Genomic DNA, 26441 nt, shown 5'->3' with positions numbered 1-26441 from the left:
TCGACGACAACGCGGCAGGCCGAGCGGGCACCAACCGACCCGGCCTGCCTCGCGGTGTCGCACGCGGAGTGTTCGCCGGGGGAGTGGCCCTCTCGGCACTCCTGATGTTCTGGGGCGCGTGGGACCGCCGGTGGATCGCCGACGACGGCCTGATCGTCCTGCGTACGGTGCGCAACCTGCTGGCCGGATACGGACCGGTCTTCAACGCCGGGGAACGCGTCGAGGCGAATACCTCCACGGCATGGACGTACATCGTCTACGGCGCCGGATGGCTCACCGGCATCCGCCTCGAGTACGTCGTACTCGGCCTCGCGCTGGTGCTCTCGACGACCGCGGTGGTCCTGGCGATGCTCGGCGCGGCGCGGTTGTACCGGTGGCGCATGCGTGCCGCGACCGGCACGGTTCTGCTGTTGCCCGCCGGTGTGCTCGTCTACATCGCGGTGCCGCCGGCCCGGGACTTCGCGACATCCGGACTCGAGACCTGCCTGGTGATCTGCTGGCTCGCGCTGGTGTGGTTGCTCATGGTCCGGTGGGCAACGCCCGATCCCGCCGGGAAGCGGCCTCTGCCGGGGACCGTGGGGATCCTGGGCACGGCGTTCGTCGCCGGGCTCGGTCCGCTGGTGCGCCCCGAATTGGCGATCGTCGCGGGTCTGACCCTCGCTCTGCTCTTCCTCGCGGACGGCCTGACCTGGCGGATCCGCGCTGCGATGGTCGCGGTCGCGGGTCTGGTGCCGGTGGTCTACCAGATCTGGCGCATGGGCTACTACGGCCTGCCGTACCCGAACACCGCGGTCTCCAAGGACGCGGGCGGCGCGAAGTGGACACAGGGCTTCGACTACCTCGGCAACCTGGTCGTGCCGTATCTGCTGTGGCTGCCGCTGTTGTTCCTCGTCACGGTGACCGTCGCGGTGATGCTGTCCAGCGGTCGCGGTACCGGTGTTGCCGGCAACCGTGAAAGGTTCCTGTCGAAGGGAACCGACGTGCGCACCCTGCTGACGGCGGGACAACGAGTACTGCGCACCCCCACGGCCGTGGTCGTGCTGGTGGTCCTGTCCGGTGTCCTGCTCCTGCTGTATTCACTGCGCGTGGGCGGCGACTTCATGCACGGCCGCGTGCTGCTCCCGCCCCTGTTCTGCCTGCTGCTGCCGGTAGCGGTGATCCCGCTCCGGGTTCCCGACCGGTCCGAACTCGGAAACAATCCCCGGACCCGCGTGGCCGGCGCGGTCGCGGTGCTCTGGGTCGGCACGGTGGTGTGGGCGCTGTTCGCGTCGAACACGACCGGCATGCCGGAGGGTGCGGTGGTCGGCCGATCGGGCATCGTCGACGAGCGGGCGTTCTACTCGCTCAACACCGGGCACCTCCACCCGATCCGCGCCGAGGACTACCTCGACTACCCGCGGATGCGCGCGATGGTCTCCACGATCGCCGAGACGCCGAACGGGGGCCTGCTGCTGCCCACGCCGTCGTACGACGCCTGGGACGTCGTCCCGCCCCCGGAACCCATTCCGCCGGGCGGAGCGGGGCACACGGTCTTTTTTCTGAACCTGGGCATGACGAGCATGAATGTCGGGCTGGATGTTCGGGTGGTCGATCAGATGGGCCTGGCCTATCCGCTCGCGGCACACACCGAACGACTCGAAGACGGCCGGATCGGACACGACAAGATCCTGTATCCGGACTGGGTGGTGGCCGAGTCGGGAGTGGTCGACGTCTATCCCTGGCTGCCGGGCTACCTCGACGAAGAGTGGGTGGCGATGGCCAAGCTCGCGCTCACGTGCCCCGAGACGCGTGAGTTGCTGGATTCGTCCGGTGCCGAGCTGACCTGGCCGCTGTTCAAGCGGAATCTGCGGAACGCATTCGAGTACGCGGGATACCGGATCGACCGGGTACCGGAGTACGAGATCCAGCGGTGCGACCTGCCGATGCCGTCCGCGGGTGGATGACCGAGTTGGCTTGAACTTCAGGTCTCGCTAGTATCACGGCATATTACGGTCGGATAACGGCGAGAACGGTCGCCGCGGCACGTCGGTCTGCGCAAGCCCACGACCTCAGAAATCGGGGTTTGTCAGAGATCACGCCGTCCTTTACAGTCTTGACCGCAGTGTGACTTGTGGCGACCGCCCGCCGGTCGTCGAACGCCGGGTATTCACGGGGGACGCGAACGCGGACGCCGCTGATCGAGAAAGTGAGCATTGTTCATGCGTTTTGTCCCCAGGTTGTCGCAGGGCCTTCGTCGGCGCCTGCTCGGCACCGCCGCCGTGGCGCTGGTATTGCCCGTTGCCGCCGGTGTTGCCGGAACCTCCGCGGCTGTCGCCGCACCGGCCCAGAGTGCACCGGTCTCGCACCGCGCACCGGCCGGAGGATTCGAAGAGGTCTTCGTCGATTCCGACATGGGCCCGATCAAGGTTCAGATCCAGTGGGCAGCCCGTGGCGGTGATGCGGCTCTCTACATGCTCGACGGATTGCGCGCCCGCGACGACGCCAACGCGTGGACCTTCGAGACGAATGCTCTCCAGCAGTTCGGCAACGACAACGTCAGCTTGGTCATGCCGGTCGGCGGCCAGGCGAGCTTCTACACCGACTGGTACTCGCCCAGCAATCTCAACAGCCAGGACATCACCTACAAGTGGGAGACGTTCCTGACCCAGCAGTTGCCCGACTACCTCGCCACCCGTGGCGTGTCGCGCAGCAACAACGGCATCCTCGGCCTGTCGATGGGTGGCTCGGCCGCTCTGACGCTGGCTGCCTACCACCGCGACCAGTTCAAGTTCGCGTCGTCGCTGTCGGGCTACCTGAACCTGTCGGCTCCCGGCATGCGTGAGGCCATCCGTATCGCGATGCTCGACGCCGGCCGCTTCAACGTCGACGCGATGTGGGGCCCGCCGTGGAGCCCGTCGTGGCTGCGCAACGACCCGTTCGTGTTCGCTCCGAAGCTCGAGGGCCTGTCCCTCTACATCTCCGCAGCGAGCGGCCTGCCCGGCCAGCACGACAACCCGGAGGGCTTCGCCGGCTTCTACAACACGGCGAACGCCATGGGCCTCGAGGCACTGTCGCTGGTCCAGACCCGCGCATTCCAGGTCAAGCTGGCCGCGCTCGGTATCCCCGCGACCTTCGAGTTCCCGTCGCGTGGCACCCACGCATGGAAGTACTGGGAAGACGAGCTGTGGAAGGCTCGCCCGCAGATCCTCGAGGCGCTCAACGCCTTCTGATCTCCCTAGAGATCCGGTAGCACTGCTCCTCACAGCGCCGCCCACCACCGTTCGGTGGTGGGCGGCGCTGCGTTCTCTGTAACAATTTTCCCATCAGTCACAGCGCGGCACCCCCGCGACCGGCTCTCCTACGTGTACAAACAAGGTTCGGGACGGGGGACATCCGGCACAGCAGCGCCCGTGTGTGGGCGCCCGGTAACGCAGGAAGCGAGCGATGCAGATGCGAACCCAGCTTGGCGGTCACCGGAGCAGATCGGGCGGCAGCGCACGATCCGAGAGCAGCGGCACACGTTCGGTGGGACGCGGGAAGCGGCGTGCACTCGGGCTGCTCGCAGCCGCGCTCGTGGCACCGCTCGCAGCCGGGATGACCACGGTGCCGGTCGCTTCCGCGCAACCTCTCGCGACCCAAGCCGACCCTGTCGGCCAGAACCAGTCGGGTGCGACGGTGCGTGCGGTCGACTGGCTCACGGACCGCCGCGTGGCGCTGTGGATCGACTCCCCGTCGATGGGAACGCCCATCCAGGTGCAGATGCTCCTCGCCCGCGACTGGAACATCGCGCCGGAGAAGCGCTTTCCGTCCGTGTTCATGCTCGACGGGATGCGCGCCCGCGACGACCAGAGCGGCTGGACGCTCGAAACGGACGCCGAGGCGTTCTTCGCCGACAAGAACGTCAACGTCGTCCTTCCGGTCGGTGGCCAGTCCAGCTTCTACTCGGACTGGGTAGACCAGAACAACGGCCAGAACTACAAGTGGGAGACGTTCCTGACGAAGGAACTCCCACCGATCCTCGAGAAGGACTGGCGCAGCACGGACAAGCGCGGTGTCGTCGGCCTCTCGATGGGCGGCACGGCCGCGATGTTCCTCCCGGCGCGCAACCCCGGTTTCGCGCAGTTCGCCGCATCGCTGTCGGGCATCCTCACCACCACGACCCTCGGCATGCCCGAGGCCATCCACTACGCGATGCAGGATGCGGGTGGGTTCGACTCGGAGGCGATGTGGGGTGAACCCGGCGGCGAGGGCTGGGAGGCGCACGACCCGTATCTCCTCGCCGACAAGCTGCGAGGCGTGAGCCTGTACGTGTCGAGCGGAAGCGGCAGTGCCGGTCCGTACGACGACCCGTCGAGCGTTCCCGGCGTCAGTACCAACTACGCGGGCATGGGCCTCGAAATCTTGTCGCGCCTGACGTCCCAGGCGTTCGCGACGAAGCTGAAGAAGACCGGTATCCCGGCGCAGATCGTGTACCGGCCCTCCGGCACCCACGCGTGGAAGTACTGGGAATTCGAGCTGCACCAGTTGTGGCCGCAGCTCGCGAACACACTCGGTGTCGAGGTGGAGAAGCCGGCGTGCGCGCCTGCCGGAGCCATCGCAGACGTTGCCGCTGCCGGCCCGTGGCTGGGCGACTGCCTCACCGCCGAATACCCGGTTGCCGGTGGCACCGTGCAGGACTTCCGCTTCGGGCGGGTCTTCTCGTCCGACGGAGTGACCGTCCCGGTCGCCGGCGCGATCGGCGGGCTCTACCAAGGCAGCGGCGGACCCGCGGGAGCGCTCGGCTACCCGGTCACCGAGGAACGCGGCACCGCGGACGGGCGCGGCCGGTACAACCACTTCCGCAACGGCGCGATCTACTGGACTCCCGAACACGGCGCGCGCCCGGTGCGGGGCGCGATCTTCGAAGAGTGGAAGCGCCAGGGCTGGGAAGGTGGCCCTCTCGGTTACCCGGTCCTCGACGAGGCGCGAACCTCGGACGGTCGCGGCGTCGTGCAGGGCTTCGAGATCGGGGCGATGTACTGGTCGGAGCAGACCGGCGCGCACGCGGTCCAGGGCATGATCATGGACAAGTACGGTCAGCTCGGCTACGAGGGCGGAGTGCTCGGGTTCCCGATCTCGAGCGAGCAGGTCGTCAAGGACAACGGCCGCGTCGCCGACTTCGAGAACGGCCGCATCTACTGGAGCCAGCCCACCGGCGCGTGGCCCGTGCGCGGCAAGGTCCTCGACGCGTGGTCCGCGGAGGGTGCCGAGAACGGCCGCCTGGGCTATCCCGTCGGCGACGAGTTCCCGGCCGAGGGTGGACGCGGTGTCCAGCAGAACTTCCAGAACGGCTTCGTCACCGTCGACGGCGACGCGGTTACGCTGCACCCGTAACCCGCCCGGGGACTGTTACTCCCGCACGCGCGGCCGTACGGAGCGAGGCGCTCCGTACGGCCGCGCGTGCGCTATGTAGCCTGGGGCACACCCTGTTCCAGTTCTGCTCGATACCGGATGTGAGGACACCACCACATGCCTGCACGGACCCGCTCGCGCTCCACCCGCGTCTTCGGCGCACTCGCCGCGGCAATCGCCGCCACCGCAGTTCTGTCCGCCTGCGGAAGCGACGACTCCACCGCTACGAGCACACCGACGACGACCGGTGTGACGACGTCGACCAGTACGGTGTCTCCCACCGACGAGGCGGACGAGACCGGCGCGGGCGAGACCTCGAGCACCACCGCGAGTGGTGACGAGTCCGCACCGCCCGCCGCGACGCCGGCCCCCGGTGGCGGGGCACCCGGTGGGGCGCCCGCTCCCACCGCGGAAGGCGACGAGTTCCTCGCCGCGCTGCGTGCCGAGGGTGTCGAGCCGTCCGACGAGGCCGGCGCGATCAGCATCGCGGACTACATCTGCAGCGCTCAGGCGCAGGGTGGCTCCCCGTCCGAGGTGAAGACGTTCGTCACCGCCTTGGTCGGCAGCGAGTCGGTCACCTCCGGCGGCGAGATCACCGAGGAACAGGCCGCTGCTACCGCGGACACTTACATCGCCGTCGCGGGCGACACGTACTGCAGCTAGGAAGGTCGGCACGATGGTCAGGACGAAGCAGCGCCGTAGTGGGCGCACAATCGTGGTTCTGGGGGCGCTGCTCCTCCTGGCCGTCGTGCTGGTGCTCTGGTACCTGCTTGCGGGACGGCTCGATGTGCCGGGCCCGACCCCACCGCAGGGTCCCGACGACACGCAGTCGCAGCCGGCGTCGTGCCCGGATGTGCAGGTCGTCAGCGTGCCGGGGACGTGGGAGTCGGCGATCGGGGACGATCCCTACAACCCGACCGCAAATCCCATGTCGTTGATGCTCAACGTGACGCGCCCGCTCCAGGAGCGGTTCGATCCGCAGCGGGCGGACGTGTACACCGTCCCGTACGTCGCTCAGTTCTCGAATCCGATCGCCATTCCCCCGGACGGTCAGCAGTCGTACAACAACAGCCGCGGCGCGGGTACGGCGGCGACCACAGATTTCCTGTCGCAGCGCTTCGCCGAATGCCCGCTCACGAGCTATGTGCTCACCGGCTTTTCGCAGGGTGCGGTGATCGTGGGTGACGTAGCGGCGCAGATCGGTGCCGGCAACGGTCCGGTTCCGGCGGATCGTGTCCTCGGGGTCGCGCTGATCGCGGACGGCCGGCGCGACGGCGTGTCGGGAACCGACATCGGAGCCCCCGTCGCGGGAGTGGGCGCGGAACTGTCGCTCGCCGGACTGCGACTGCCGGGCATCACCATGACGGGCGAACGTCCGGGCGGTTTCGGAGCGCTCGACGACCGCACCGTGCAGATCTGCGCGCCGACCGACAGCATCTGCGACGCCCCTGCGAACGCGTTCAATCCGTCGAACTGGGCGACTGCTGCGCCGCGCATCCTCGAGTACGTGAACAACCCGATCCATGCGCAGTACAACTGGTATGTCGTCGACGAGAACGGGACCACCGCACCGCAGTGGATCACGTCGTGGGCGACCGATTTGATCGAATCCGCCCCGCATCCTGCCGAGGAGTGAGGTTCCTCGAGGGTTACTCGCCAGTAGTGTCGGTCGTCACCACCGGGTGCAACGGTCCTGCCGTCGGCCTCTAGACTCATCCCTCGGCCGACACGCCCGGCCGATCCGGGGCGCGCGGTTCGCGATGACTGCCACAGGAGAAGAGGTCCGATGGGTGCCAGCGACGGAGCGGCGAATACCCGCCCGGCGATGGGGCGTACCCGCACCGGCGACCTCGGCCTCCGCCGCGTTCCGATGATCCACGTCACTGCCACGTCCTCCGCGCGTCCGCGCGTCGATATCGGGTCGGCGCGCCGGGCGCACGTTTCGGGCGGGCCGAGGCGGGTACTGCGCAGGTCGGGGGATGACACCGGCACGCATACCGGGCCCGGGACCCCTGCGGAAAGGGCGCCGAATGTGCACAGCGGGTCGGCGATGTCGTATGTTGGTGGCTTCCCGAAGGGGACGGAAGTGCCTGTCCCGTCGATTCCGGTATTCGTGGGGTGGGTAAGCGATGCCGATCTGTAACATATCCGTGACCTCGGACCGATGAACACCTTCAGTGAGTCGTACACAGATGCTGTTCGCGGTGTTCGAGGAGATGATCTGGCAGCGCAAGAAAGAGTTAGGGGCGCAACCATGTCGAGTGGTTGTGGGATCGCTTCGACAGGGAGAAGGAATTGAGCGTCGGGTTCGAAGAGTTCATCGATGAAAACGGCCGGATCAACTTGCCGGAGGGGAACACGCTGCTCGATCACCTCGAGCAGAACGTGGCCTCCAACGGTGACGAGACGGCTTACCGCTACATCGACTACTCGCGGGAACGGGACGGTGAGGTCCACGAACTGACGTGGAACCAATTCGGCGTCCGGCTCAAGGCCATCGCCGCGCGATTGCAGCAGGTCACCGATCCCGGCGACCGGGTAGCGATCCTCGCCCCTCAGGGCCTCGACTACGTGGTCTCCTTCTTCGCCGCGATCTACGCGGGCGTCATCGCCGTACCGCTGTTCGATCCCGACGAGCCCGGCCACACGGACCGGTTGCACGCCGTTCTGGGCGACTGCACTCCGAGCGCGATCCTCACCGCCACGTCGTCTGCCGCAGGTGTCCGGCAGTTCTTCCGCCCCCTCCCCGCCGCGCAGCGTCCCCGGGTAATCGCCGTCGACGCGATCCCCGACACACTCGCGGACTCGTGGACCAGCCCCGCGGTCTCCACCGACGACATCGCGTACCTGCAGTACACGTCGGGCTCGACCCGCGTCCCGGCCGGCGTGGAGATCACCCACCGCTCGGTGCTCACCAACGTCATCCAGATGGCCGATTCGATCGAGCTCGACGAGACCTCGCGTGGCGTGACCTGGTTGCCGTTGTTCCACGACATGGGCCTGCTGACGGTGATCCTGCCCGCGATCGGCGGGAAGTACATCACGATCATGAGTCCGCGTGCGTTCGTCGCGCGGCCCGGCCGCTGGATCCGCGAGCTCGCTGCGGTGTCCGACGGTGCCGGCACGTTCGCCGCCGCCCCGAACTTCGCGTTCGAGCATGCCGCCGCACGTGGGCTGCCGAAGGACGGCGAGAACCTCGACCTGAGCAACGTGATCGGGCTGATCAACGGCAGTGAGCCGGTGACCACGTCGTCGATGCGCAAGTTCAACGAGGCGTTCGCGCCGTACGGCCTGCCCAAGACCGCGATCAAGCCGTCGTACGGGATGGCCGAGGCGACGCTGTTCGTCTCGTCCACCAAGCACAGCGACGAAGCGAAGGTCCTCTACGTCGACCGCGACGAACTCAACCGCGGCCGGGTCGTGCGCGTCGACCGCGACGCCGAGAACGCGATCCCGCAGGTGTCCTGTGGTTTCGTGTCGATCAGCCAGTGGGCCGCGATCGTCGACGCCGAGACCGGCGCCGAGGTTCCGGACGAGCACGTCGGCGAGATCTGGCTGCGCGGCGACAACGTCGGCATCGGCTATTGGGGTCGTAAGAAGGAAACCGACGAGACCTTCCACAACAAGATCACGCAGCGGCTTCCCGAGGGCAGTCACGCCGAGGGCACCCCCGACGACGCCAAGTGGCTCCGCACGGGCGACTACGGCGTGTACATCGACGGTGAGCTGTACATCACCGGCCGCGTCAAGGACCTCGTCATCGTCGACGGCCGCAATCACTATCCGCAGGACCTCGAGTACTCGGCTCAGGAGGCCAGCCCCGCGCTGCGCCCCGGGTTCGTGGCCGCGTTCGCGGTGCCTGCCAACCAGCTTCCGCAGGTGGTGTTCGAGAACGCCGCCTCCGGCCTCGAGTTCGACGCGGACGATTCGTCCGAGCAACTCGTCGTGGTCGCCGAGCGCGCACCGGGTGCGGGCAAGGTCGACCCGCAGCCGGTCGCGGATGCCGTGCGCGCCGCGATCTCGGCACGCCACGGCGTGACGGCACGCGACGTGCTGCTCGTTCCCGCGGGTTCCATCCCGCGTACTTCCAGCGGAAAGATCGCACGGCGCGCCTGCAAGGCCGCCTACATCGAGGGAACGCTGCGCGGTGGTCACCAGCAGCAGGCGTTCCCCGACAGCGTGTGAAGAAATGTTCTTGTTCCCGGGTAGCGTGGTGGGTTGATGGCTGACATGGAAATGACCGTTGCGGAACTGCGCGACTGGCTGCGGAACTGGATCGCAAACACGACCGGCCAGCCGGTCTCGCAGATCACGGATGATCGTCCGCTCGAGGAGTTCGGACTGTCGTCCCGCGACGCGGTGGCCTTGAGCGGTGAGATCGAGGATCTTCTCGACGTCACCCTGAACGCGACGATCGCGTACCAGCATCCGACCATCGCGTCGCTGGCAACGCGCATCATCGAGGGCGAACCGGAACGTCCCGAAGACGACGACGACGCGTCTCTGTATGCGGCGCGACCGTCGGGGGCGTCGAAGGACGTCGCGATCGTCGGTGTGTCGACGCGCTTCCCGGGTCATATCGAGACGCCGGAGCAGATGTGGGACCTGCTCTCGTCCGGGCGGGACGCCATCGGCGATCTTCCCGAGGGCCGCTGGTCGGAGTTCGAGGGCGACCCGGCCGTCCGCGAGTCGATCCGCAAGGCCAACACCCGTGGTGGCTACCTCGACGACGTCAAGGGCTTCGACGCCGAGTTCTTCGCGATGTCGCCGCGCGAGGTCGAGATGGTCGACCCGCAGCAGCGTCTCGCGCTCGAACTGACGTGGGAGGCGCTCGAGCACGCGCACATTCCTCCGAGCGACCTCAAGGGTGGTTCGGTCGGTGTCTTCATCGGCAGTTCGGCGAGCGACTACATGCTGCTGGCCTCGGTCGACCCGTCCGTTGCGCACCCGTACGCGCTGACGGGTACGTCGTCCGCGGTCATCGCCAACCGCGTCTCGTACTTCTACGACTTCCACGGCCCCTCGGTCACCCTCGACACGGCGTGCTCGTCGTCGCTCGTCGCGGTGCATCAGGCGGTGCGTGCGCTGCGCGGCGGTGAAGCCGATGTCGCGCTGGCCGGTGGCGTCAACATGCTGCTCGCGCCGGCCGGAACCCTCGGTTTCGACGAACTCGGCGTCATGGCTCCCGACGGCCGCATCAAGGCTTTCTCCGCCGACGCCGACGGCATGATCCGTGCCGAGGGCGGCGGTCTCGTCGTGCTCAAGCGTCTCGAGGACGCCGAGCGCGACGGCGACAACATTCTCGCCGTCATCGCCGGCACGGCCGTCAACCAGGACGGCCGTTCGAACGGCCTGGCGGCCCCCAACCCGGAAGCACAGGTCGACGTGCTGCGCCGGGCCTACCGGGACGCGCAGATCCTGCCGTCGGGTGTCGACTACATCGAGGCACACGGCACCGGCACGGTGCTCGGTGACCCGATCGAAGCCGATGCACTCGGGCGGGTCGTCGGCCGCGGCCGCGATGCCGACAAGCCGGTGCTCCTCGGTTCGGCGAAGACCAACTTCGGCCACCTCGAGTCGGCTGCCGGTGCTGCGGGCCTGATCAAGGTCGTGCTCGCGATGCAGGAGGACGCGCTTCCTCCGACGCTGAACTACACCGCGCCCAACCCGTACATTCCGTTCGACAAGGCGCATCTCCAGGTCATTCCCGACGGTGCGAAGTGGCCCCGGTACACGGGACGCGCGGTCGCGGGCATTTCCGGTTTCGGATTCGGCGGCACCAACGCGCATGTCGTGGTGCACGAATACACCGGCCCCGACGGGCAGGAAGCAGCCGAGGCCGAGGTCGAGATCGTGTCCGACGCCGTCTCCGAGATCGCCGGCACCCCCGCGGAACCGGCTCGTGAGATGCCGGTCGTGCTCGCGGTGTCCGCTCCGATGCCGTCCCGCCGTCGCCGCGCCGCCGCCGACCTCGCCGACTGGCTCGAGACCGAGCAGGGCAGCACGACTCCGCTCGCCGACGTCGCCCGCACGCTCGCGCGTCGCAATCACGGTCGCTCCCGCGCGGTCGTGGTCGCTGCCGACCGTGCCGAGGCCATCGCCGGTCTGCGCGCCGTCGCCGCCGGCAAGCCGGCCCAGGGTGTCTTCACCGCCGACTCTCCCGCGTCCGCGGGACCGGTGTGGGTGCTGTCCGGTTTCGGTGCCCAGCACCGGAAGATGGCAAAGCAGCTGTATCTCGAGAACCCGGTGTTCGCGCGGGCCGTGGACGAGGTCGACGAGCTGATCGTCGACGAGTCCGGTTACTCCATGACGGAGAAGTTCCTCGACGACAGCCAGGACTACGACGTCGAGACCGCGCAGGTCGGGATCTTCACGATCCAGATCGGCCTCGCGGCGGTACTGCGCCACCACGGTGCCGAGCCCGCCGCGATCGTCGGGCACTCGATGGGTGAGGCTGCCGGCGCGTACATCTCCGGTGGACTCGCGCTCGAGGACGCCGTGCGCGTCATCTGCGCCCGCTCGCGGCTGATGGGTGAGGCGGAAGGCCAGCTCGAGGGCGACGACATCCGTCTCATGGCGCTCGTCGAATACAGCGCCGACGAGATCACCTCGGTGCTCCCGGACTTCCCGCACCTCGAGGTGTGCGTCTACGCCGCCCCCACCCACACGGTCATCGGTGGCCCGCAGGGCGAGGTCAACGAGATCGTCGCCCGCGCCGAGGCCGAGGAGAAGTTCGCTCGTGTCCTGCAGACGAAGGGCGCGAGCCACACCTCGCAGGTCGACCCGATTCTCGGTGAGCTCGCTGCCGAACTCGCGGGTATCGAGCCGCACCCGCTGAAGGTCGCCGTGTACTCGTCGGTGGACCAGGAAACCCTGTACCGGCCGGGACACGAAGGCATTCACGGGGTCGAGTACTGGACCAAGGGCATGCGCCACAGCGTGTACTTCACGCAGGCCGTGCGCCAGGCGCTGTCCGACGGCCACACCACCTTCGTGGAGCTCAACGCCAATCCCGCGACGCTCATGTCGGTCGCGTCGACCGCTTTCGACGCGGGCGTGCAGGACGGACAGTTCATCCAGACGCTCAAGCGCAAGGAAGACGAGTCGCTCGGCGTGCTCCTCGCCCTCGCGCAGCTGTATGTGCACGGGCATCCCGTGGACTTGGGCAGCCTGCTCCCCGAGGGGGACTACGCCGAGATCCCGCGGACCGCGTTCCTGCGGAAGCCGTACTGGGTCGAGGCCCGCATCGGCTCCGCGGGCAACAGCCGGGTTCCCGGTGCGCACGTCGCACTCCCCGACGGCCGGCACGTGTGGGAGGTGCAGGCTTCGGCCGTCACCGATCCCGCCGCGCTGCTCGTGGCCGCGGCCTCGCAGGTGCTCGCCGACGTGACGCTCACCGCGTCGATGCCGCACGCACCGGTGCCCGCAGCCGGGACGCTCACCACCACGCTCACCCGCCATCCCGGTGGTGCGTCGCTGCAGGTACACGCTCTCGACGACGGCGGGTTCACGCTCGTCCACGAGGGTGTCGTCACCTCCGGTGAGGTGCTGTCCGCACCTGTTGCCGCCACCGCGGTGTCGACCCGTACGGACGAGGACACCGCCGAGGTGGCCGAGAGCGCCGGCGACCGATGGGATCCGGCCGGCTCGCAGACCCTCGAGGATCGGCTCGCGCTGATCGTCGCGGAGTCGATGGGATACGCGCCCGAGGACCTGCCGGTCGAGATTCCGCTGATCGAACTGGGCCTCGATTCGCTCATGGCGGTCCGGATCAAGAACCGGGTGGAGTACGAGTTCGACATTCCGCAACTCCAGATCTCCGCGGTGAAGGATGCGAGCCTGCGCGACGTCGCGAAGTACCTGCGGTACGCCGTCGAGAACCGCGAGGAAGTCGCGGCACTCGCCGAGCAGCAGGCCGCGGACAAGGCTGCCGAGCGCGCGGCGGACGCCGCAGAAGACGCAGCGGCCGACGAGCAGGCACCGACCTCGGTGGAGGACACCACGGTCGTCGCCGAAGCCGAGCAGATCCTGGAGGACGCGGCGCCTGCCGCGCCGGCCGAGACCGCGCCGGAGACCGCTCCGGCCGAGACCGCGTCGTTGGACACCACCGATGACGGTGGCGTCGATGTGCCCCCGCGCGACGCCGCCGAACGCCTGACGTTCGCGTCGTGGGCGGTGGTTACCGGGCGGTCGGCGAAGAGCATCTTCAACACGCTTCCCACGCTGGACGACGAGAAGGCCGAGAAGCTCGCGGCCCGTCTGACGGAGCGTTCCGGAGGCAGCATCACCGTCGAGGATGTGCGGGGTGCTGCGACGATCGAGAAACTCGCGGATGTCGTCCGCGGATACCTCGAATCCTCCGACCGGATCGACGGATTGGTGCGCGCCCTGCGACCGCGGCCCGAGGGCTCGGATGCGGTGCCGGTGTTCGTCTTCCACCCGGCAGGTGGCTCCACCGTGGCGTACGAACCGCTGCTCAGGCGTCTTCCCGCCGATACGCCGATGTACGGCTTCGAACGCACCGAGGGACCGATCGAAGAGCGCGCCGCGGTATATCTGCCGCTCATCGAGGAGATCCAGGGCGACGGCCCGTACGTGCTCTACGGCTGGTCGCTCGGAGGTGTGCTCGCCTACGCGGTGGCGCGCCTGTTGCGCGAGCGTGGCAAGGACGTGCGTGTCGTCGGACTGATCGACACCGTCATGGCGGGCGAGAAGGTCGAGAACACGCCCGAGGAGATCAGGAAGCGCTGGCAGCGCTACGCGCGCTTCGCGAAGAAGACCTACGGCATCGAAGCACCGCTGCCGTACGACCTTCTGGCCGAGGCCGAGTCCGACGAGGACCAGATCGGAATCCTCATGGGCCTGCTCGAGATGAGCGGTGTCGAGATCCCCGGCGGCATCATCGAGCACCAGCGCACGTCGTGGCTCGACAACCGGGCGATCCAGACCGCCGAACTCGAAACCTACGACGGCGATGTCGTTCTCTACATGGCGGATCGCTACCACGACGACGCGATCGACCTGGAGCCGGCTTTCGGCACCCGGCAGCCCGACGGTGGCTGGGGAGACGTCGTCGCGAATCTGGAAGTCGTGTCGGTGGGTGGCGATCACCTGCAGATCGTCGACGAGCCGTACATCGCCAAGGTGGGGGCAGACCTGACCCGTAAGCTGGCCGCCATCGAGGCCTCGAGGAGCTGAACGAGTAGTGACCACCACCACGGCAGAAAAGCTGGCCGAGCTGCGCCAGAAACTGGAGATCGCGCAGGAACCTGCGGGCGAGATCGCAGTCGCCAAGCGCGCGAAGAAGGGCATTCCGAGTGCGCGTGAGCGCATCGACATGCTCCTCGACAAGGGGAGCTTCGTCGAGATCGGCGCGTTGATGAAGACGCCCGGCCGCGAGGACGCCTTCTACGGCGACGCCGTCGTCGTCGGGCACGGCACGGTCGAGGGCAGGCCGGTCGCGGTCTTCTCCCACGACCAGACGGTTCTCGGCGGCAGCGTCGGAGAGATGTTCGGCCGCAAGGTTTCCGCGGTCCTGGACTACGCCCTCAAAATCGGCTGCCCCGTCGTGGGCATCAACGATTCGGGTGGCGCGCGCGTGCAGGACGCCGTCACGTCGCTCGCCTGGTACGGCGAGATCGGGAAGCGCACCGAGCCGCTGTCGGGCCTGTGCCCGCAGATCTCGGTCATCGTCGGCAAGTGTGCCGGCGGTGCCGTGTACGCCCCGATCAACACCGATGTCGTGGTCGCGACCGAAGACGCCCACATGTTCGTCACCGGACCGGATGTCATCAAGGCCGTCACCGGTGAGGACGTCAGCCTTCACGAACTGGGAAGCGCGCGTAAGCAAGCCGAATACGGCAACGTGCACCACGTCGCGCCCGACGAGAAGGCCGCGTTCGAGTGGGTGCGCCAGTACCTGAGCTACATGCCGTCGAACGCGCAGGAGAAGCCGCCGGTCGTCAATCCCGGTCTGGAACCGGAAATCACGCCCGACGACCTCGAACTCGATTCGTTCATGCCGGACGCCGACAACTCCGGCTACGACATGCACGACATCCTGCTGAAGATTTTCGACGACGGCGACTTCTTCGAGGTCCGTTCGCAGACCGCGCACAACATCATCACCGGATACGCCCGCGTCGACGGCCGCCCGGTGGGTGTCGTCGCGAACCAGCCGCTCCATCTGTCCGGTGCGCTCGACGCAGCCGCAGCCGACAAGGCCGCGCACTTCGTCCGGGTCTGTGACGCCTACAGCATCCCGCTGGTCTTCGTCGTCGACACTCCGGGCTTCCTGCCCGGTGTGGAGCAGGAGAAGATCGGCGTCATCAAGCGTGGCGGCAGGTTCCTGTTCTCGTACGTCGAGGCGTCCGTGCCGAAGGTGACCGTGGTGGTGCGCAAGTCGTACGGCGGCGGTTACGCGGTGATGGGTTCCAAGCAACTCGGCGCCGACATCAACTTCGCGTGGCCGACGGCCCGCATCGCCGTGATGGGTGCCGAGTCCGCGGTTGCGGTCATCGGCCGCAAGCAGATTGCCGATGCGGGCGAGAATGCTCCCGCGGTGCGGCAGCAGCTCATCAACTTCTACAACGAGCATGTGGCGACGCCGTACATCGCTGCCGAGCGCGGCTACATCGACGCCGTCATCGACCCGGCTTCGACGCGGCTCGAGATTCGGCGCGCTCTGAATCTGCTGCGCGACAAGACGGTGTTCAAGAACCCGCGCAAGCACCACCTGTTGCCGCTCTGACGGCCACCGTGTGACAACGATGCCGTAGCGGGCTGCACGCGCACTGTGCAGCCCACTACGGCATTCGTCTGTGCCGGTTAGACGGACAGGGCGCGGCGCACGTAGCCGACGATGTGCTCGACCTCTGCGTCGGCATCGAAGCTGGTGGTGTCTCGCCAGAGCAGGTGTTCCATCGAGGCGAGCAACAGGATCGACGTTGCGCGCGAATCCCGTTCGGGGTCGGTCGAGCCCAGCTCGCGGATCGGTCCGGCGAGCACCTCCGCGAGCGCGAACTCGAGATCCTCGCGCACCTTCGGCGCATGAGGACGACCGCCTCCCGCCGCGACGACATTGCGGGTCGCGGCTCCGATGCTCGGGTCGACCGCCTGACTGAGGACCGCGGCGACGCCCGCCCGGAGAGCGCCCTCGGGGCTTCCTGCCGCGTCCATCTTCCGGCGCAGGTAGTTCAAAAGCCGCTGGCTGCCCTCCTCGACCACGGCGTCGACGAAATCGCTCTTGCTCCGGAAGTACCGGTAGAAGGCGTCGTTCGACAGTCCGGCAGCGGTGACGATGTCCGCGACGCGTGCGGGAGCACCCTGCGTCAGCAGTTCTCGGCCGGCGCGGATGAGCCGGTCCACATCGCGACTCGCAGCCTCCTGCCGCGGGGTCAGACTCCGCCTGACCGCTTGGGTGGCTCGCGGGGAGAGCGACGAGGCGTCCGCGCTGTTCTCGATGGTCACTCCCGCATTCTAGGGATACGCGACATGGTTACCCGTGCGGCAGCCTCGGACGCTACTCGTACACGCGCATCGACGCAGGCTTCCAGAGCCCCGAGCGGTTCACCTCGCTGGTCGCGATCTCCGCGGGAACCGCGTCCGGGTAGTTCGGGACGTACCGCTCCAGCGAGCCCCAGTCGCGGGCCCAGTCGTTCTTCAGATACGTCGGAATCTGTTCGGCACGGGCGAGGACCTCGGTGAATCCGAGCGGACCACCGTTGTCCGCCGACTGCCACGTGTCGGTCGACGACACCGCGAGCGGACGGTCGGGGAGGATGCGGTAGTTCGGCATCTCGGCGACACCGGCCCAGTGATCGAACGGCCGCTGGCACGGGAACTGCAGACCCACGGCCCAGTCCAGCAGGACGGGCTGCTCCGAGCCGATCACGCTGTCGAGGGTGTCGAGGACGGGCACCCGCGGCGGCGTGAACGCGAGCCACTGGTCTCCGGTGAGGTTGGGATCGTTCGCGACGATCCGCACCGCGTCGGTGTCCTCCGGCAGATCCGCGATCGGCACCCGCAGGTTCCGCCACGACGGTGCCGGACCGATGTCCCGCGGCAGGTATGTGCCCTTCGCCTCGACGGTTCCGTCGGGCAGCCGTGTGCCGTACTCGACGAGCAGCGACTGTCCGTAGTTCAGGGCACCGGTGTCGTCGTAGGACCAGACGCGGCCGGCGGCCGAGAGCACGATCAGCGGCGACTCGTCGGCACGCTCGGGCAGTTGGTACCAGCTCGAGGTGAGGCTTGCCGGTTCCTGCACGCCCTGCTGGTAGCTACCGAGGACCGGGGTGACGGCCGGGTCGAGTCCGAACGGCAGGCGCGCGGTACTGCCGTTGACGGTCTGAGCGCCTCGTCCACCGGTGGTGCCGCCGCCCGAGCCGGTCTCGAACGTGGGGCCGACACTCTGGTTGTCGGTGTTGCCCTGTCCGGGTTTGACCTCGACGTAGTCGGCGGTGAGGTCGGACGGAACGCCGTCCGGGCTGAATCCACGGGGAGAGGATCCGGCGAGCGGATCCCCGCCGGCCGGCGGATTCGCGGGGTCGGTGATCGGTTCGAGACGGCCCTGGTTGGGGTCGATCTCGACGAGCACGTCGTTCGCGAGGCCGCAGGTGTCACCGGCGAGGGCACCGATGTTGGACCGGGCGAGCGAGTAGGCGGGATATTGCGCCACCGCGCCCTTGAGGAGTGAAAGCACCTCGAACAGAACCATGACCGCGGCGACGACGGTGAGCGGCGCGGCCGCGAAGGTCCGGATACGGCGGCCCTTGCGCGTCGTCGGTTTCTCCGGTGGCGCCGCATAGCCTTCGCGCAGGTACTGCCAGGCGACGAGGAGCAGCGCCGCACCGAAGAGGATCAGGAACACCGAGCTCGACTGGGTGCCCTGGAACGAGACGGTCTTGTCGAACCACGGAACGCCGTAGCTCGAGACGTACCACCAGCCGTTGATGCCGGCGAACGACACCGCGAGGACGAAGAGCAGACCTGCCAGGAAGATCGTGCGGTTTCGTCGCGATCGCAGAGCACTGGCGGAGACGAGCACGGCGGTCAGTGCCGCGAGCGATCCGGCGATGCCCGCGTACGCCCCGAAGTGGTGGGTCCACTTCGTGGGGTTGAACATCATGAAGAACATCGTTCCGAAGACGATGCCGAGCAGGCGCCACGACGGGCTCATGGCGATGCCGGGGATTTTCCGGCGACGCAGCAGCACGAGCATCGTCGTGAACAGGCACAGCAGCATGACCAGGAACGCGAAACGGCGCGCCAGCGACCCGTCGACGGTCTGCACCATCAGGTAGTAGTAGCGGAGGAAGTCGTTCCACCACTCCTCGTTGGGGCCGATGATCGTGCGCACACGGGTGGCCTCGAGGACCGCCGCGAGGGTCTGGTCCGAGAAGACCACCACGAGGACGAGCACACCGGCTGCGCCGATCGGAGCGAGCAACGGCAGCGTGCCGACCTCACGGTGACGGCGAACCACGATGCGCGTCATGGGCCGCAGGCCCGCGATCAGCGCGGCGATACACATCAGGCCGGTCGGGGCGGCCGCCAGCGTGAAGGCGCCGATGATGACGGCTGTCGCGGCCGGCAACAGGCGACCGGTGGCGATCGCGCGCTCGATCGAGCACCACGTCAGCAACGCTCCGAGGGCGACGATCGGTTCGGGACGCAGGCCGTTGTTGTAGGGGAGCCAGAAGGCGAGGAACACCAGTCCGCCGGTCCACAGGGCGATCCGGTTCTCCCGGACGGCGCGCCCGAGCCGGGGCACGACCTCCCGGCTGATGACCATCCAGCAGACGATGGCGGCGAGCAGTGCCGGCAGTCGCATCCACGGGCTCGCCGTGGAGATCTTCGCGAACGCCGCCAGCACGTCGTAGTACCAGCCGAACGGCGCTTCGGGCACACCGAACCACCGGAAGTAGTTCGCCATGTAGCCGGAGTGCTCCGACGCCCGGGCCATCGACAGGAGGTAACCGTCGTCGGAGGTGTTCGCGCCGAAGAAGTGCCAGCCGATGAGCGTGCCGATCACGACGATGTCGACGCCGCTGAACTTCCACCAGCGTGCGGGCAGGAAACGGCGGTGCCCGCGTCCGTCGGTGCCGTCCAGCTTCGCGAGCGCGGCGAGCGCGAGTGCGGTCGACAGGACCGCGAGGATCATGGCCAGCGACTTGACGAGGGTCGGCGACGACGTGAAGCGCGAATCCACGTCCACGGTCACCTCGAGTCCGGGCACCGCGGTGGTCAGGTCACTGAAGACGCCCACGACCAGCGGCCGCAGGTCTCCACCGAGTTCCCCGGCGCGCGGGAGACCGTTCTCGTCGGAGAGCCCGACGAATTCGGCGGTCGTCCGGTCGGCGTCCGAGAACAAACGGATCTCGGTGCACGAACTCGACTCCACCTCGCTGCGCGGTGCCGTCGCCACCACGACGTTGCGGTCGAGCACATCGACGTTCTCCTCGCCGACACGCACGAACATCGCGTTGAGCGCGGCGTCCTGACCGTTCGCGGGTGCGGTCGCGAGCAGCATCCCGCCCGAGTCGGGAAGCTCACCGACCGCGACGCACGGGATAGTCGCCTCGAAACTGAGCGGTACCTGCGACATCAACGGCAGTTCGATGTCGGTGACCGAGCCGTTCTGGGGCCACGTCACGGTCGCTTCCGTGACGCGCACCGGCAGGAACGGCGTCGCTACGGCAAGGACGATGCCGAGCAGTCCCGCGACAGCGGCGACGAGTCGTGCGGTCCGGTACTGCGTACGAAGATCCTCGCCGACGGACCTGAGCGGGGTCTCGCTGGGAGCGGGGGCGGTCGTCACGTCGTCGGGCACGGGTTCCGATGGTATCGGCAGCCCACGTGTGACGGCACACGCCCTCATTCCAGCAGGACAGGCACCCCGTCACGGACACGTCCCGGATTCCACACACCGGACCGCGTGACCTCCTCGGTGTCGATCACCGCACCCGTCGCGTCGGGGTCGATCGGGCGGTACCGCTCGAGCGAACCCCAGTCGCGATCCCAGTCGTGGTTCAGGTAGGTGGGGATGGTCTCGGCGGCCAGGAGCTGCGGTATCCAGCCGAGCGGGCCGCCGCCGATGTCGTCCTGCCAGCCGTTCGTCGCATCGGCACCCACCCGGTCGGGAAGGATGCGGAACTCCGGGACCTCGGCGATGCCGTTGCGGTGGCCGAAGGGCCGCTGGCACGGGAAGGCCAAGCCCACCGACCAGTCGATGAGAACCGGAGCCTGCGAACCGACGACCTCGTTCAGCGTGTCGAGGCGCGGCATGCGCGGCGGTGTGACCGCGACCCACTGGTCCGGAGCCAGGTTGCCGTCGTCGACGACGATCCGGACGACGTCCGCGTCGGCAGGGATGGCGTCGGTGGGCACACGCAGGTTGCGCCACGACGGTGACGGGCCGATGTCGATGGGGGAGACCCGGCCGACCGGCGACACTTCGCCACCCGAGGTGGCACCGAACTCGAGTTGCACGTCCTGTCCGGGGGTGATCACACCGTCGGGGTCGACGTAGTGGACCCGGCCGGCCGCCGTGACGACGAGCAGCGGGGTGTCCTCGGTGCGTTCGGGAAGGACGTACCAGCCGGACTCGAGCGCGGCGGCCTGCTGCACCCCGGTCCGGTAACTGCCCAGGATCGGCGTGGTAGCGGGGTCGAGCCCGAACGGCAGGCGGACGGTGCTGCCGTTGACGCCCTGGTTGCCGGTTCGTCCACCGCCGGTGCCCGCACCCGTCGAGGTGGTGGTGCCACCGACTTCGGAGTCGACGGTGTTCGCGCCACCTGTCGTGGAGGTCTCGGCGTCGGCGGTGAGGTCGAAAGCGACACCGTCGGGTGTGAATCCGGTCGACGTCCCGGCACCGAGTGCGTCGGCGACCGATCCGTCGAGCGGCGAGAGCATCGTCGCGTTCGGGTCGGACTCGACGAGAACGTCGTTGGCCAGGGCGCAACTGTCGCCGCGCAGGGCGGACAGATTGGACTGCGCGATCGAGTACGCCGGATACTGCGCCACCGCGCCCTTGATCAACGACAGGACCTCGAACAGCACCACTCCTGCGGCCACGAGAGTGAGCGGCGCGGAGGCGAGTGCCTTCATTCGTCCGTTGCGTTCGGGTCGTGGCGCGACGAACGGTTCACGCAGGTGGAACCATGCGGCCACGATCAGCGCGACCACGGTGAGGCCGAGCAGTGCGGTGGAGAACGCGTACCCGGAGATCGACGGCGGCTTGTCCCACCAGGGAACACCGAAGCTCGAGACGTACCACCAGCCGTTGGATCCGGTGAACGCCATCGCCAGGACGAACAGCACGCCCGCGGTGAAGAGGGCCCGGTTGCGGGCGGACCGGATGCCCACCGCCCCGACGCCGACTGCGGCGAGCGCGGCGATCGATCCCGCGAGCCCGGCGTAGACACCGAAGTGATGCGTCCACTTGGTCGGGGTGAGCATCATGAGGAGCAGGGACGCGAAGACGATGCCGAGGATGCGCCGGGAGGGTCCGATCGCGGTCCCGGGGATGCGGCCCTTGCGGAGAATCAGCATGACGCACACGACCAGGCACAGCAGCATCACGAACACGCCGAATCGGCGGGCGACCGAGCCGTCCGGCGACACCGTCAGCAGCGCGTCCCAGCGCAGCCGTTCGTCGAACCAGGGCACGTTCGGCCCGACCGCGGAGCGCACGCGGGTGGCTTCGAGCACCGACGCGAGAGTCTGATCGGCGAACACCACGACGAGTACGACGGTGCCCGACGCGAGGAGCGGGGCGAGCGGCGCCCATCCCACGAGGGGGCGGCGCGCCACGAGGGCTTTCACGAGGGGGCGGGCGCCCGCGATGAGTGCCGCGACGCAGATGACGCCGGTGGGTCCGGCCGCGAGCGAGAATGCGGCGATGAGGACCGCGATCGCGGCAGGGAGCATGCGGCCGGTCGCGATCGCGCGTTCGATGGAGCACCACGTCAGCAGGGCGCCGACCGCGATGATCGGTTCGGGACGCAGGCCGTTGTTGTACGGGAGCCAGAAGGCGAGGAACACCAGCCCGGCGGTCCACAGCGCCACCTTGCTGTGCCGGACCGCGGTGCCGAGCCGGGGGATGACTTCCCGGCTGATGACCATCCAGCACAGGATCGCCGCGACGAGCGCGGGCAGCCGCATCCACATACTGGCCGTCGACACCTGCGACATCAGCACCAGGACGTCGTAGAACCACCCGAAGGGCGCTTCGGGGACACCGAACCACCGGAAATAGTTCGACATGTAGCCGGCGTCGCCCGATACCCGGGCCATGTTGAGGATGTAACCGTCGTCCGAGGTGTTGGCACCGATGACGTGCCACAGGAGCAGTGTCCCGACGACCACGCCGTCGGCGATCGTGAACCGCCACCAGTGGGAGGGGAAGAAGCGGCGGGCGCGGCGACGATCCACGCTGTCGAGGCGATGCAGCGCGACGAGAGAAATCACCGTCGAGAGGACGCACAGGATCATCGCGGCCAACTTGATCAGCGTGGGTGTCGACGTGAACCGGGTGTCGAGGTCGGCGCGCACCGATAGCCTCTCGGTGTCCGCACCGGAGGTCAGTGCCGCGGCAGATCCGTTCAGGTCGCTGAACACGCCGACCATCTGGGGCCGGGAATCGCCCTCCACCTCGACGGCGAGCCGCGGGTCCGCGCCCACGACCTCGGCGGCGGTCAGTTCCGCATTCGATGCGACCGTGACGGCGGTGCACGGTGTGTCGAGCGGAGTGGACACCAGCACCGAGTTGCGCAGCACCGCTTCGATCGCACCGGGGTTGCCGTCCGTGCCCGGGACGGCCCTGATGACGAGCGCGGTGTCGGTCGCGTCGGGCGCGCCGGGGGGAACGGTCGACACGAGCGTCCCGCCGTCTTCCCCGAGCGACTCTGCTGCCGAACACGGAACACTCACGCGCAGCGACAGCGGGGTGTACGAGACCAGCGGCGCCTCGAGGTTGTCGAGCGAGTTGTTCTGGGGCCAGGCGAGGCTGGTCGCTTCCTGCCGGACCGGGAGGAACGGGACACTCAGCGCCAGGACGAAAGCGAGCAGACCCGTCACGATCGCGACTACGCGCGCGGTGCGGAACTGCGTCGTCGGATCGGGTGAAGGGGCGTTTTCGGGCGCTCGGGTTTCGGCAGGCACAAGGCCCGATGCTATGCGAGGGTGCCGCTGTGGTCGCCGCGACACCGGAAGGTGCGGTCGGCGTGGCGGGTTCTTCCGACCCCGTCCGGTGCGCCACCGACCCCCACTAGCATCGGACACCATGGACACAGCGACGCCGATCGGACGCGCGCTGCGGGCGGCCGGGATCGCCGAGGTCTGTGACGACACCGCCGCCCGCGCCATGTATTCGTCCGATGCCTCGCTGTATCGCGTGCCGCCACAGGCCGTGGTCCGTCCACGATCGGTCGACGAGGTTGCGGCCGTTCTCGACGTGTGCCGCCGGGAGGGCGTGCCCCTCACGTCGCGCGGCGCCGGCACCTCGCTTGCGGGCAACGCCGTCGGGCCGGGTGTGGTGCTCGATTTCTCCCGCCATCTCGGGCGGGTGCTCGAGATCGATCCGGACGCGCGTACGGCCCGCGTGCAACCGGGTGTCGTGCAGACCGACGTGCAACGGGCCGCCGCGCCGTACGGACTCCGGTTCGGCCCCGATCCGTCCACCCACAACCGCTGCACCGTCGGCGGGATGATCGGCAACAACGCGTGTGGTGCCCGCGCACTCGGGTACGGCCGAACCTCCGACAATGTGGTGGCGCTCGAGGTCCTCACCGGAAGCGGGCACCCGCTGTCGCTGCCCGGCACCGACGGAATCCTCGAACCTCTGCGCGAGATCGTGGCCCGTGACCTCGCCACGGTCCGCACCGAGTTCGGCCGATTCGGCCGCCAGGTGTCGGGCTATGCGCTCGAATGTCTGCTGCCCGAGAACCGGTTCGACGTGCGCGGCCTGCTGATCGGCAGCGAGGGCACGCTCGGCATCACCACCGAGGCGACGCTCCGCCTGGTCGAGGATCCGCGCGTACGCACGATGGTGGTGCTCGGGTATCCGGACATCGTTGCTGCCGGTAATGCGGCCCACACGTTGCTGTGTTTCCGGCCGACGGCGTGCGAAGGACTCGACTCGCGGATCGTCGACGTCGTCCGTTCCCGTCGTGGACCGCAGGCGGTGCCGCCGTTGCCGCGCGGCGCCGCATGGTTGTTCGTCGAGTTGGCCGGCGACGATCCCGACGAGGTCCGTGAGCGCGCGCGGGGACTGGCGACGGCATCGGGGGCGGTGGACACGCTGCAGGTGGACGATCAGGTGCGGGCGGACGCGCTGTGGCGGATCCGGGAGGACGGATCGGGGCTGTCCGCGCGGAGCCCGCAGGGTCTGCCCGCGCACGCGGGATGGGAGGACGCCGCCGTACCGCCGGAGCGCATCGGGGCCTATCTGCGCGACTTCCAGGAACTGACGGACAGTTACGGCATCACCGGCTATCCCTACGGGCATTTCGCCGACGGATGCATTCACATCCGCCTCGATGTGCCGCTCGAGGTCCCCGGCCTGTTCCGTGAGTTCCTCTTCGCGGCGGGCCGCCTCGTCGCCGACTACGGCGGGTCGATGTCGGGCGAGCACGGTGACGGCCGGGCCCGCAGCGAACTGCTCCCACTGATGTACTCCCCGGCTGCGATCCGACTGTTCGGCGCCGTGAAGTCGGTGTTCGACCCCGACAACGTCCTCAATCCCGGAGTGCTCGTCGACCCGCGCCCCGTCGACCTCGATCTACGAGTGCCCGCCGCGCGAAAAGTGGATGTCGATTTGGGTTTCCGGTATTCGGACGACGGCGGGAACCTCACGCAGGCGGTCCACCGCTGTACCGGTGTCGGCAAGTGCCGCGCCGACACCACCGCTGTCGGCGGCGTGATGTGCCCGTCCTACCAGGCAACCCGCGAGGAGAAGGATTCCACCCGCGGACGGGCCAGGGCGCTGCAGGAGATGCTCAACGGCACGCTCGTCACCGACTCGTGGCGGTCGAAGGAAGTGCACGACGCTCTCGATCTGTGCCTGTCGTGCAAGGGCTGTCTGTCGGACTGCCCCACCGGCGTGGACATGGCCACGTGGAAATCCGAAGTGCTGCATCAGACCTACCGGGGCAGGCTCCGTCCTGTCGCGCACTACAGTCTCGGCCGGCTACCGCGCTGGGCGGCCCTCGCATCCCGCGCACCCCGGCTGGTCAACAACCTCACGCGGATACCGGGAGTCGCCGCAACGGGACTCACGCTCGCGGGCATGGACCGGCGCCGCACAGTCCCCGCCTTCGCCCCCCGCACGTTTCGTCGCTGGTTCGCCGACACCGCTGCGCAGCGGTCCCGGAGCGGGCGCCCGGTGGTGCTGTTCGTCGACACCTTCACCGAGTACTTCACCCCCGAAGTCGGCGTGGCCGCGGTGCGGGTACTCGAAGCTGCCGGGCACCGCGTGCTGCTCACCGAGGAGCAGCAGTGCTGCGCCTTGACGTGGATCACCACCGGTCAGCTCGGAACTGCTCGAAAAATATTGGGACGCACCATTTCCGAGTTGTTTCGTATCGGAACGCCGATCGTCGGGATCGAACCGTCGTGCACCGCGGTGTTGCGCTCGGATGCAGTCGAGATGCTCGGCTCCGAACCGGCCCGGATCGTCGCCGACAGTACCTCCACGCTCGCCGAATTCCTCGGGGACTGGACGCCGCCGTCACTCGACGGCACCACGGTCGTCGCCCAGCCGCACTGTCACCATCACGCTGTCATGGGGTGGGGCGCCGACGCCGCGCTGCTGCAAACCGCAGGCGCGCAGGTGCAGCGGCTCGGCGGATGTTGCGGCCTCGCGGGGAACTTCGGCGTCGAACGCGGGCACTACGACGTCTCCGTCGCGGTGGCGGGCGCTCAGCTTCTCCCGGCTGTCGAGGCCGCGTCGGCCGACACCGTCGTCCTCGCCGACGGGTACTCGTGTCGCACCCAGATCGGCGATCTCACCTCACGCCGCGGCACACATCTCGCAGAACTTCTGGCGTCGCGTCTCCCGTAGCGATGAATTC

At 68.3% G+C, this 26441-nt stretch carries 12 protein-coding genes; 9 read left to right on the top strand and 3 right to left on the bottom strand.

The features are described 5' to 3' along the window. Positions 1 to 104 precede the first annotated feature (104 nt). The 8 genes from zomB to ACLQ3J_RS10930 all read left to right on the top strand — a co-directional run bounded on the left by zomB (position 105) and on the right by ACLQ3J_RS10930 (position 16120). Positions 105 to 1943, top strand: a complete 1839-nt coding sequence (gene zomB, locus ACLQ3J_RS10965) for a flagellar motor control protein ZomB (protein ID WP_425903525.1) — start codon at positions 105 to 107, stop codon at positions 1941 to 1943. A 255-nt stretch (positions 1944 to 2198) separates the two neighbouring features. Continuing rightward, on the top strand, positions 2199 to 3209 hold the full coding sequence (locus tag ACLQ3J_RS10960) for an alpha/beta hydrolase (protein ID WP_378529126.1): 1011 nt from the start codon (positions 2199 to 2201) through the stop codon (positions 3207 to 3209). A gap of 214 nt (positions 3210 to 3423) precedes the next feature. Then, positions 3424 to 5352 (top strand): alpha/beta hydrolase-fold protein, encoded by a 1929-nt coding sequence (locus ACLQ3J_RS10955; RefSeq protein WP_425903232.1) that lies wholly within the window; start codon positions 3424 to 3426, stop codon positions 5350 to 5352. A gap of 135 nt (positions 5353 to 5487) precedes the next feature. Then, the gene (locus ACLQ3J_RS10950; protein ID WP_169620776.1) at positions 5488 to 6033 is read left to right on the top strand and encodes a DUF732 domain-containing protein; all 546 of its coding nucleotides are present in this window, start codon (positions 5488 to 5490) and stop codon (positions 6031 to 6033) included. Between the two features lie 13 nt (positions 6034 to 6046). Then, positions 6047 to 7006 (top strand): cutinase family protein, encoded by a 960-nt coding sequence (locus tag ACLQ3J_RS10945; protein WP_169620775.1) that lies wholly within the window; start codon positions 6047 to 6049, stop codon positions 7004 to 7006. A 659-nt stretch (positions 7007 to 7665) separates the two neighbouring features. Beyond that, on the top strand, positions 7666 to 9555 hold the full coding sequence (gene fadD32, locus ACLQ3J_RS10940) for a long-chain-fatty-acid--AMP ligase FadD32 (RefSeq protein WP_425903230.1): 1890 nt from the start codon (positions 7666 to 7668) through the stop codon (positions 9553 to 9555). A gap of 51 nt (positions 9556 to 9606) precedes the next feature. Beyond that, a complete protein-coding gene (gene pks13 / locus ACLQ3J_RS10935; RefSeq protein WP_425903524.1) occupies positions 9607 to 14568 on the top strand; it encodes a polyketide synthase Pks13 in 4962 nt (1653 codons plus the stop codon). 7 nt (positions 14569 to 14575) lie between these two features. Next, the gene (locus ACLQ3J_RS10930; protein WP_169652235.1) at positions 14576 to 16120 is read left to right on the top strand and encodes an acyl-CoA carboxylase subunit beta; all 1545 of its coding nucleotides are present in this window, start codon (positions 14576 to 14578) and stop codon (positions 16118 to 16120) included. 77 nt (positions 16121 to 16197) lie between these two features. On the opposite strand, the gene ACLQ3J_RS10925 is transcribed toward ACLQ3J_RS10930, so the two are convergent. Genes ACLQ3J_RS10925 through ACLQ3J_RS10915 form a run of 3 tightly spaced genes read right to left on the bottom strand, consistent with a single transcriptional unit; the run spans position 16198 to position 23532 of the window. Then, the gene (locus ACLQ3J_RS10925; protein WP_169620772.1) at positions 16198 to 16839 is read right to left on the bottom strand and encodes a TetR/AcrR family transcriptional regulator; all 642 of its coding nucleotides are present in this window, start codon (positions 16837 to 16839) and stop codon (positions 16198 to 16200) included. A 52-nt stretch (positions 16840 to 16891) separates the two neighbouring features. Continuing rightward, a complete protein-coding gene (locus ACLQ3J_RS10920; protein WP_425903228.1) occupies positions 16892 to 20200 on the bottom strand; it encodes an arabinosyltransferase domain-containing protein in 3309 nt (1102 codons plus the stop codon). 44 nt (positions 20201 to 20244) lie between these two features. Next, positions 20245 to 23532 (bottom strand): arabinosyltransferase domain-containing protein, encoded by a 3288-nt coding sequence (locus tag ACLQ3J_RS10915; protein WP_425903226.1) that lies wholly within the window; start codon positions 23530 to 23532, stop codon positions 20245 to 20247. 121 nt (positions 23533 to 23653) lie between these two features. On the opposite strand from ACLQ3J_RS10915, the gene ACLQ3J_RS10910 reads away from it, so the two are divergent. Beyond that, a complete protein-coding gene (locus ACLQ3J_RS10910) occupies positions 23654 to 26431 on the top strand; it encodes an FAD-binding and (Fe-S)-binding domain-containing protein (RefSeq protein ID WP_425903225.1) in 2778 nt (925 codons plus the stop codon). The last annotated feature ends 10 nt before the right edge of the window (positions 26432 to 26441 follow it).

Source organism: Rhodococcus sp. DT1 (assembly GCF_049844875.1).
Lineage (GTDB): Bacteria > Actinomycetota > Actinomycetes > Mycobacteriales > Mycobacteriaceae > Rhodococcus.
This window is presented reverse-complemented; position numbering and strand designations above follow the sequence as displayed.

Coding starts and splice junctions, on each gene's coding strand:
- ACLQ3J_RS10950 (WP_169620776.1), top strand. CDS start 5,488: ATGCCTGCACGGACCCGCTCGCGCTCCACCCGCGTCTTCGGCGCACTC.
- ACLQ3J_RS10945 (WP_169620775.1), top strand. CDS start 6,047: ATGGTCAGGACGAAGCAGCGCCGTAGTGGGCGCACAATCGTGGTTCTG.
- ACLQ3J_RS10960 (WP_378529126.1), top strand. CDS start 2,199: ATGCGTTTTGTCCCCAGGTTGTCGCAGGGCCTTCGTCGGCGCCTGCTC.
- ACLQ3J_RS10955 (WP_425903232.1), top strand. CDS start 3,424: ATGCAGATGCGAACCCAGCTTGGCGGTCACCGGAGCAGATCGGGCGGC.
- zomB (WP_425903525.1), top strand. CDS start 105: ATGTTCTGGGGCGCGTGGGACCGCCGGTGGATCGCCGACGACGGCCTG.
- pks13 (WP_425903524.1), top strand. CDS start 9,607: ATGACCGTTGCGGAACTGCGCGACTGGCTGCGGAACTGGATCGCAAAC.
- ACLQ3J_RS10910 (WP_425903225.1), top strand. CDS start 23,654: ATGGACACAGCGACGCCGATCGGACGCGCGCTGCGGGCGGCCGGGATC.